Source organism: Rhodococcus sp. NPDC057014 (assembly GCF_042673295.1).
Classification (GTDB): Bacteria; Actinomycetota; Actinomycetes; order Mycobacteriales; family Mycobacteriaceae; genus Rhodococcus_F.
Genome location: NZ_JBHUSF010000352.1, coordinates 1 through 9,133 on the forward strand (window position 1 = coordinate 1; position 9,133 = coordinate 9,133).

At 68.3% G+C, this 9,133-nt stretch carries 8 protein-coding genes; 2 read left to right on the forward strand and 6 right to left on the reverse strand.

Annotation, left to right across the window (positions count from 1 at the left end):
- Window positions 1-131: 131 nt before the first annotated feature.
- From ACFTZB_RS39020 to ACFTZB_RS39045, 6 genes are all read right to left on the reverse strand, one after another.
- Entirely contained in the window at window positions 132-1,382 is a 1,251-nt protein-coding gene (locus tag ACFTZB_RS39020) for a hypothetical protein (RefSeq protein WP_378440284.1), read from the reverse strand.
- Between the two features lie 157 nt (window positions 1,383-1,539).
- Window positions 1,540-2,625 carry an inositol-3-phosphate synthase gene (locus ACFTZB_RS39025; protein ID WP_072947297.1) on the reverse strand — a complete coding sequence of 362 codons (1,086 nt, stop codon included), beginning with the start codon at window positions 2,623-2,625 and terminating at the stop codon, window positions 1,540-1,542.
- Window positions 2,618-3,175 carry a PadR family transcriptional regulator gene (locus ACFTZB_RS39030; RefSeq protein WP_012690437.1) on the reverse strand — a complete coding sequence of 186 codons (558 nt, stop codon included), beginning with the start codon at window positions 3,173-3,175 and terminating at the stop codon, window positions 2,618-2,620. Before ACFTZB_RS39030 ends, ACFTZB_RS39025 begins: the two co-directional genes overlap by 8 nt.
- Window positions 3,176-3,355: 180 nt before the next feature.
- On the reverse strand, window positions 3,356-4,147 hold the full coding sequence (locus ACFTZB_RS39035) for a DUF1707 domain-containing protein (protein ID WP_378440287.1): 792 nt from the start codon (window positions 4,145-4,147) through the stop codon (window positions 3,356-3,358).
- 7 nt (window positions 4,148-4,154) lie between these two features.
- Window positions 4,155-4,979, reverse strand: a complete 825-nt coding sequence (locus ACFTZB_RS39040) for a DUF1707 domain-containing protein (RefSeq protein WP_378440289.1) — start codon at window positions 4,977-4,979, stop codon at window positions 4,155-4,157.
- 24 nt (window positions 4,980-5,003) lie between these two features.
- Window positions 5,004-5,858: a DUF1707 domain-containing protein gene (locus ACFTZB_RS39045; protein ID WP_378440291.1), complete on the reverse strand. Its 855-nt coding sequence runs from the start codon at window positions 5,856-5,858 to the stop codon at window positions 5,004-5,006.
- A gap of 88 nt (window positions 5,859-5,946) precedes the next feature.
- Between ACFTZB_RS39045 and ACFTZB_RS39050 the strand changes: the two genes are divergently transcribed.
- Both ACFTZB_RS39050 and ACFTZB_RS39055 read left to right on the forward strand, forming a co-directional pair.
- Complete coding sequence (locus ACFTZB_RS39050) at window positions 5,947-6,378, forward strand: DUF5318 domain-containing protein (RefSeq protein ID WP_072947293.1); 432 nt, start codon at window positions 5,947-5,949, stop codon at window positions 6,376-6,378.
- Window positions 6,379-6,777: 399 nt separating this feature from the next.
- The gene (locus tag ACFTZB_RS39055) at window positions 6,778-9,054 is read left to right on the forward strand and encodes a transglycosylase domain-containing protein (protein ID WP_378440294.1); all 2,277 of its coding nucleotides are present in this window, start codon (window positions 6,778-6,780) and stop codon (window positions 9,052-9,054) included.
- The last annotated feature ends 79 nt before the right edge of the window (window positions 9,055-9,133 follow it).

A 9,133-nucleotide genomic window follows, 5' to 3' on the forward strand; every position in this document is an offset into this window, starting at 1 on the left:
CCCACACCCGCGCCCGTCGAGGTTCCGCCCCCGGCGGCCGTCCCGGTGCCGCCTGTTCCGCCGGTGCCCGCACCCGTCCCGGCGCCGACCCAGATCGAAATCCTGCCGGGCGTCATCATCCCGTTGCCGGGTTAGCCGAGGTTCTGGAACCCGCCGCGCGGCGGAGTTCGGTGCGGCAGCACCACAACTCGCAGCGCGGCGCGGAGGCTTTCCTTCGTCTTCGCCCACGCCCTTGCCTCGTCCTCGCACATGTCGGCCTCTTCGGATTCCTCCTCGCGGGCGAGTTCGGCGTTGTGACGCCACTCGATCTCCTGCTCGGAGCACAGGCGGAGGAATTCGAGGATGGTGTCGCGGTCGCGTCCGCAGATTTCCGCGACGTCGTCGGGGTCGAGGCCGCTCTCGGAGTCGAGGTGGATCAGGGTCACGAGGGCGGCGGGGAACTCGTCCGCGCATTCGTGTTCGGCGGACGCGGCGGTGGCGTCGGGTGTGGAATTGAGTTTGCCGCCAAGCCTTTCGGCGAACGCGTCGTCGACGGTGTCCACGAAATGCTCGAACATCCGGAACACCGACACCAGGTGATCGGCGACGAACGGTGATCCGTCGACGCGCATGACGGCGACCACGTTGTCGACGATGAGCAGGAACTTGATGTCGGGCCACTGGCGGTTGAGGTCGGCGAGCGCCTCCGCCGTGCGCGTGCGGTCGCTGATCGTGTGGACTACGCGCGCGAACACCTCGACCCGGGCGTCCTCCTCGATGACCCGCACATACGTGGGGAGGTCGCCGACCCACACGAGGATGTCGCCGTCCGCGTCCTTGCCCGGCTCCTGTTCGAGCATGGCCTCGACCGCGGCGTCGACACGGTCGCGCAATCCGGTGCCGTCGCGCAGCTGGGCGGGGACGTCGGCGGTACCGAACTCGGCGGTCTCGTCCCGGCCGCCGGTGATGGCCTTCAGGAACGAGGGGTGCAGAAGGTCCCAGATCTCCCGGAACACGGCGACGGTCATCGACGCCAGCAGGTGGGCGTCCTCCCGGTCGGCGTCGAGGTAGTACGACGCGGAACCGTTGCCCTGATCGGCGTGCTCGCACAGGTCGGGGCGGTTCCAGCCGAGTTCGATCAGCCGATCGTGCTCCTCCGCGGTGAGTGCCCGCGCCGGGTGCAGGAAGCGGTTGGACGGTACCTCGCACCGCACCTTGTCGCCGGCCCAGGCGAAGAACCGCACACACGCGGCGGTCTCGACGAGGCCCTCGTCGACGCTGTCGTACTGCGACTGCAGCACCAGTTCGTCGTCGTCCTCCATCGCGTGCACGTAGCCGGTCAGACGGTCCTGGAGCTCGGTCCAGGCGTCGTCGATCTCGCGATCGAAAGTGTTGTCGGACATCACGCCTCCCTCGATGAATCCTGGGCGTCACCGTAGAGGGAGGGTCTGACAAGAAGTCGAACACAAAGGCGAATGCACCTTTCGTCGCCGTGAAGACGACGAAAGGTGCATTCGCCCGGGAGCTGAGCGACCTATGTGCTCAGTACTGCTGTGTGGATTACTCCGCGTCGATGATGAACGCCTCGAGCTCGATGCGAGCCTTGTCGTCCGCCATCTGGACCGGCGGGGACTTCATCAGGTACGCGGACGCCGGGTAGACGGGTCCGCCGATGCCGCGGTCCTTGGCGATCTTGGCTGCGCGGACGGCGTCGATGATGATGCCTGCCGAGTTCGGGGAGTCCCAGACCTCGAGCTTGTACTCCAGGTTCAGCGGAACGTCACCGAACGCACGACCCTCGAGGCGGACGTACGCCCACTTGCGGTCGTCGAGCCAGCCGACGTGATCCGACGGGCCGATGTGCACGTTGCCCGGACCGAGGTCGCGGGTCAGGTTCGACGTCACGGCCTGCGTCTTGGAGATCTTCTTCGACTCCAGACGGTCACGCTCGAGCATGTTCTTGAAGTCCATGTTGCCGCCGACGTTCAGCTGCATGGTGCGGTCGAGCTGCACGCCGCGGTCCTCGAACAGCTTCGCCATCACGCGGTGGGTGATGGTGGCGCCGACCTGCGACTTGATGTCGTCACCGACGATCGGGACGCCGGCGTCCTTGAACTTCGCGGCCCACTCGGGGTCGGACGCGATGAACACGGGCAGGGCGTTGACGAACGCGACACCCGCGTCGATGGCGCACTGGGCGTAGAACTTGTCGGCGTCCTCGGAACCCACGGGCAGGTACGAGACCAGCACGTCGACCTTGGCGTCCTTCAGAGCCTTGACGACGTCGACGGGCTCGGCCTCGGAGATCTCGATGGTCTCGGCGTAGTACTTGCCGATGCCGTCGAGGGTGGGGCCGCGGAGCACCGGAACGTCGGCCGGCGGGACGTCGGCGATCTTGATGGTGTTGTTCTCGCTGGCGAAGATGGCCTCGGACAGGTCGAATCCGACCTTCTTGGCGTCGACGTCGAACGCGGCGACGAACTGCACGTCGCGCACGTGGTACTTGCCGAACTTGACGTGCATGAGGCCGGGAACGGTCGCCGTCTCGTCGGCGTCCTTGTAGTACTGCACGCCCTGAACCAAGGACGAGGCACAGTTCCCCACGCCCACAATGGCTACGCGCACCGCGGTGCTGTTCTCACCCATGGTCGGGTTCTCCTTCTTTCTTAGGTGTTGCTGTCGATTGCTCGGCGGCGATCAGCTCGTTGAGCCAGCGCACTTCACGCTCACTGGATTCGAGGCCGAGCTGGTGGAGCTGCTTGGTGTAGCGATCCAGCGTGCCGCTCGCTCTGCCGATCGCGTCTCGAAGCCCCTCCCGGCGCTCCTCGACCTGGCGTCGTCTGCCCTCGAGAATCCGCATCCGCGCCTCGGCGGGGGTGCGGCTGAAGAAGGCGAGATGAACGCCGAATCCATCGTCGGTGTAGTTCTGCGGACCCGTGTCGGCGACCAGTTCCTTGAACCGCTCCTTGCCGATCGGAGTGAGCTGGTAGACGCGGCGGGCGCGACGCTTGACGGTCCCCGGAGGACCTGCGTCCTCGGCGATCAAACCGTCGGCCTGCATGCGTCGGAGCGTCGGGTAGAGGGAACCGTACGAGAAGGCGCGAAAAGCACCCAGGAGTCCCGTCAACCGTTTGCGTAGCTCGTATCCGTGCATGGGTGACTCGTGGAGCAGCCCGAGAATTGCCAATTCGAGCATGTCCACCCCCTGAGTCGCCCGACCTAACCGTGTGATGCGATTCAAAACTATATCGCACCGATATATAGGACGATACGCCCGCTCGATACATGGGACAAGCCGTCACAGGTTGTCGACCCTGGTCCGGGCACGCGGAAGCGCCGACGATGTTGCGAGGGGGCGGGACAGTCGCCCGGACGCTCAGTCCTCGTACGGGTAGATGTCGAACGGCTCGCCGTCGAATCCGACGACCATGTGCCCGCTGTCGCCGTCGGCGTTCTTCACGTGGATGGAGATGGTCGGCGGTCCGTCGTCGGAGCCGGGTTCGTAGCCGAAGGACACGATCTCTACCGCGCCGTCGGGGACGCGCAGGGTTTCGGGTGCCCCGGCGAGCAGTCCGGCGATCGCGACCTGGTCGACGGTGCCGAGGTCGAAGGACCTTTCGTCGGCGGCGCGGCTGGAGGAACTGCCCCAGTCGTCGAACTCGCCGTCGTAGAGGTAGGAATCGGACTGCCTCGCGTTGCCGGACGCAGGCCGGTCGACGACGGCGTGTTCCGGGTAGAGGCCGACGTCGTCGGCGACGGTGTCGCCGTACTCGGCGCGGTACTCCTCGAGGAAGAAGTGCAGGCCCGCGCCGGTGGTCAGATTCGGCACCGATTTCGACGGGCCGAGGTCGCTGTTCGCGACGGCTCCGGCGATGCCGCCGACGGCGGCCGCGGCGACAACGACGATCGCGGCGTACACCCATCGCCGGGGCGATCGGCGGCGGCGCGGCGACACGACGGGGCTGGCCGCGAGGCGGCTGGGGATCTGCAGATCCCCGATCAGGCGTTCGAGTTCGTCGAACGTCTTCGCCCGCATCGCCGTGGAGGTGCGGGCGGCGTGTTCCGAGGCGGACAGTTGACCGTCGGCGAGGGCGGCGTCGAGCAGCCCGCACGCGTCGGCGCGGTCGGAGTCGCGGGCGCGGATACCGGCGAGTGTGGTCCTGGGCATCTGCGTCCTATCGGCCGAAGGGGCGGACGCTCAGAGGTTCACCGGACGGGGTGAGTTCCATGTATCCGCTCTCGCTGAACTCGTTGTTCACGTAGATCGACACGGTGGGGCCGGCGCTGTCGGTCTGGAACGAGATGTGACTGACTTTTCCGTCGGGGACGTTCAGGCTCACCGGAGCGCCCGCGACCGTTCCGCCGATCCTGTCCAGGTTCAGCGTCGTCAGGTCGAACACGGGGGTGTCGACCTTCCGGGTGGTCGGGGTTCCGGACGGGGTGAACCCTCCGCGGTAGTCGTAGCTCACCATCCGGTTCGGTTCGAGTGGGAGCGCGCGTTCGAGGCTGGCGTGGCCGCCCTCGTAGAGGGTGAGGTCGTCGACGATCAGGTCGCCGAACTTGGCGCGGTACCGGTCGAGGAACACCGTCATGCCCTCGGGGGACACGGGGTTCGGGGTCGCGACGACCAGCGGTTCGACGGCATCGAAATCGATCTGCTGCGCGACGGGCGTCACGGTGGCGTCCGCGTCGTCGCCGTCGGCGAGGGTGAAGGCGCCGACCGCCGCCACGACGGCGACCGCGGCTACGGCGAGCGGGAACCAGGGCCTGGCGGTGTCGCGCGGGGGCCGGGCGTCCGGCGGAGCGTCGGCGGGCCGCTGCAGGTCACCGACCAGAACGTCCAGGTCGGCCAGGGTGCGGGCCTCCGAGGCGAGTTCGGACATCGCGCGGTGCTCCGCCTTGGTGATCTGGCCGTCGCCGAACGCCGCATCGAGCAGTGCGGACGTGTTGGCTCGATCGATGTCACGTGCCCGCGTGTTCGGCGGGTATCGGCTGGCCACCCGAGGATCTTAGAGCGCAAACCCCTAGTTCGCGGGGTTCACCTGCCAGACGTCGCCGCCGAGGGTCGCCCGCAGGTAGCCGCCGCCGGTCCGGGCCTTGTCGTAGACGTACACGTTGATGGCGGGTCCCTTGCCGCCGTCGGCGAGGAGGACGTGCCCGATGCTGCCGTCCGGGACGCCGACCAGCCGCGGTGCGTCGGCGATGAGCGCGACGAGTGCGGGGACGTCGACCTGGGCGAGGTCGACCTCGCCGGTTCCGGGGAGGCGCTGCGTGCGGATGCCCGACGCCTTGAATCCGCCGCGGAAGTCGTACCGGTCGACCTTGTCGGGGGCGTCGAGCGCCGTCCGAGACAGGATCGCGTACTGGTCGTACAACCCCAGTTCGTGGACGGTGAGGTCGCCGAACTTCTGCCGGTACTGCTCGAAGAGGGCGCGGATCCCGTCCTGGGTGAGGGGCTGCGCCGCTCCTACGATGATCGGCTCGACGGCGGGCACCGCGACCTCCGGCTGGACCAGGGGCTTCTCGACCTGCGCCGGGACCGGTGTGACGACGGGGTCCGGGCCGTCCTGCCCGGTGAGCGCGAGACCGATTGCGCCGACCGCGATCACCGCCCCGCACGCGACCGCGATCCGCAGCGCGCGGCGGGGTGATCCCGGGCTCCGGACGGGTGCCTGTTCCGTGACCGACGACGGCAGCTGCAGGTCGTTGATCAGCAGGTTCAGCTCGGCCAGGGTCTTCGCGGACAGGGCCTGGGCGGACCGGTCGTGGTACTCGGCGGCGCCGAGCTGGCCGTCGGCGTACGCGGCGTCGAGTCGGCTGCACGCGTTGACCCGGTCGAGGTCACGTGCGCGAGTGTGCGAGGACGGTCCTGAGGCCACATCGGCATCGTAGTGCGGTAACCGTGTTTGACCAGCGTCACTCGACCGACCCCTTCTCTCCGAACGCGACGCACGTACTCTGGTCTCCGTGCGGATACAGCGGCAGGTGGTGGACTATGCGCTTCAGCGCCGGTCTCTCCTGGCCGAGGTCTACTCGGGCAGGACGGGTGTCAAGGAGGTCTGCGACGCCAGCCCCTACCTGCTTCGTGCCGCAAAGTTCCACGGCAAGGGCAGTGACGTGGTGTGCCCGATCTGCCGTAAGGAGCAGTTGACTCTGGTTTCCTGGGTCTTCGGCGACAAGTTGGGCCCGGTGTCGGGTTCGGCTCGTACGGCCGAGGAGTTGGTGCGTCTTGCGTCCACTCAGGAGGAGTTCTCGGTTCACGTGGTCGAGGTGTGCCGGACATGCAGCTGGAACCATTTGGTTCAGTCCTATGTTCTCGGTACCGTGCCCGCACCGAAACGGCCCAGGCGGTCGTCGCCACGGCCTCGGCCTCCGAGCCGTCGCACCGCGAGCGAGTAGACACGCCCGAACACGGACGCGGGCCGAAGAATGCCCACAGACGTAACGCAGGACTGAAGCCGGTCCACAACCACTGGAGATTTGTACGTGAGTTCCCCCCGCAGCAACGCCCCGGGTGATCGACCGAACGGACCGAGACGACCGAGTGGCCCCCCGCCACAGGGACGCCCCGGAGGTCCACCACCCCGCGGCGGACAGCCTGCGGGTGGTCCCCCGCCGGGCCGATCGGGCGGCCCCCAACCGCGACGGATGCCGCCTCCGCCCCCGCAGGGTGGTGGCCGTCCTCCCGGCCCGCCGCCGCGTCGCCCCGGTCCGCCGCCGCAGGGTGGGGGCAGGCCGCCCGGTCCCCCGCCGCGCCGTCCCGGTCCCCCGCCCGGACGTCCCGCGGGTGCGCCCCCGGTGGCGCGTAACCAGTCGGGCCCCGGTGGGCGCCCGCCCGGACCGCCGCCGTCGAACGGTCGCAAGACCGGTGGCGGCCGCGGTGGCGAACCGCCGAAGGGTGGAAAGAAGACGGCTGTGAAGAAGTCGCGGTGGAAGATCGTGCGCCGGACGGCGTACGCGTGTGTCGCGCTGGGTCTGATCATCCCGATCCTGCTGTTCATGGCGGCCTACGTCGTCCAGGACGTTCCGCGTCCCGGCGACCTCAAGACCAACCAGGTCGCCACGATCTACGCGTCGGACGGCACGTCGGTGCTGAGCAAGGTGGTGCCGCCGGAGGGCAACCGCACAGAGGTGACGCTCGACCAGATCCCGAAGCACACCCGCGACGCGGTGCTCGCGGCCGAGGACCGGGACTTCTACTCGAACCCCGGCTTCTCGATCGGCGGTTTCGCGCGTGCCGCCCGCGACAACGTGCTGGGCAAGGACAGCGCCGGCGGTGGCTCGACCATCACGCAGCAGTACGTGAAGAAGACGATGGTCGGTTCCGAGCGTTCGCTGACGCGAAAGATGAAGGAACTCGTCATCTCGTCGAAGATGGCCCGTGAGTGGTCCAAGGACGACATCCTCGCCGCGTACCTGAACACCATCTACTTCGGGCGTGGTGCGTACGGCATCGCGGCCGCGTCGAAGGCGTACTTCAACAAGCCCGTCGACCAGTTGACGGTCGAGGAGAGCGCGGTGCTGGCGTCGTCGATCCAGCTGCCGTCGCTGCTCGACCCGGAGACCAACCCGGAGGGCGCGCAGGCGCGCTGGAACTACGTGCTCGACGGCATGGTGTCGGCGGGAACGCTGCAGCAGTCGGCGCGGTCGGTGATGCAGTACCCGCCGTACGTGCCGATCGCTCAGGTCGACAACGGCAACCAGGATTCCGGACCGGAGGGCCTGATCAAGAACCAGGTCCTGCGGGAGCTGGGCGAGGCGGGGATCAGCGAGCAGCTGCTCAACACCGAGGGCCTCGAGATCACCACCACCATCGACCCGGTCGCCCAGGCGGCGGCCGTGGATTCGGTCCGCTCGAACATGGAGGGTGAGCCGGAGAACCTGCGCACCGGTGTCGTGTCGGTCGACCCGAAGACCGGCGCGGTGCGGGCGTACTACGGCGGCGAGGACGGCGGCGGCTACGACTTCGCGAACGCCGGCCTGCAGACCGGTTCGTCGTTCAAGGTGTTCGGTCTCGCCGCGGCCCTCGACCAGGGCATCCCGCTGTCGCAGATGTACGACAGCTCGGAGCTGACGGTCAACGGCATCACCATCAGCAACGTCGAGGGCGAGGGTTGCGGCACCTGCACCATCGCCGAGGCGCTGAAACGGTCGCTGAACACCAGCTTCTACCGTCAGGAACTCGAACTCGACGGCGGACCGCAGGCGATCGCCGACATGGCCCACAAGGCGGGCATCCCGAAGGAGATCCCCGGTGTCGGGCCGTCGCTGACCGAGCCGGACGGCAGCGGGCCGAACAACGGCATCGTGCTCGGCCAGTACCAGTCGCGGGTCCTGGACATGGCGTCGTCGTACGCCACGCTCGCCGCGTCGGGCACGTACCACGCGCCGCACTTCGTGCAGAAGGTCGTCAGCGCGGACGGCACGGTGCTGCTCGACCGCGGCGGCGACACCGGTGAGGACCGCATCGACAAGGACGTCGCCAACAACGTGACGTCGGCGATGGAGCCGATCGCCGGGTACTCGCGTGGACACAATCTGGCAGGCGGACGCCCGTCGGCCGCGAAGACCGGTACCGCACAGCTCGGTGACACCGGGAAGAACAAGGACGCCTGGATGGTCGGGTACACCCCGTCGCTGTCCACGGCGGTGTGGGTCGGCACCACCGACGGTCAGGCGCTGGAGAACAGCGGCGGCGCCATGATCTACGGTTCCGGTCTGCCGTCCGACATCTGGAAGGACACGATGGACGGCGCCCTCGAGGACACCGACGTCGAGAAGTTCCCGAAGCCGGGTGCGATCGGTGGGCAGTCGGGTGTCCCGGCGTATTCGGCGCCCGCACCGACCAAGACCTCGGCGCCGCCGTCGAGCACGTTCCAGTTGCCGACGGAACTCGTGCCGCCGGTGGTCGTGACGCCGTCGCCGGTGGAGATCCTGCCCGGCATCACCATCCCGATCCCGGGACTGGCACCGCGGCAGACCACCCCGGCCCCGGCCGTCCCGGCGGAACCGGAGACGACGACGCCGCCGAACGCCGGTAACGGCAACGGCCAGCAGCAGGTTCCGACCCGTTAACGGCGACCGGTAGCCTCGCGGAGTGGCCGACAACCGTGACGCGCACGCCGTCCGAGACGCGGGCGAGACGGATTTCGTC

What these genes read in the sequence shown, in the direction of transcription:
- ACFTZB_RS39020 (WP_378440284.1), bottom strand. Translation starts at nt 1,382, where the DNA reads ATGTCCGACAACACTTTCGATCGCGAGATCGACGACGCCTGGACCGAG.
- ACFTZB_RS39025 (WP_072947297.1), bottom strand. Translation starts at nt 2,625, where the DNA reads ATGGGTGAGAACAGCACCGCGGTGCGCGTAGCCATTGTGGGCGTGGGG.
- ACFTZB_RS39030 (WP_012690437.1), bottom strand. Translation starts at nt 3,175, where the DNA reads ATGCTCGAATTGGCAATTCTCGGGCTGCTCCACGAGTCACCCATGCAC.
- ACFTZB_RS39035 (WP_378440287.1), bottom strand. Translation starts at nt 4,147, where the DNA reads ATGCCCAGGACCACACTCGCCGGTATCCGCGCCCGCGACTCCGACCGC.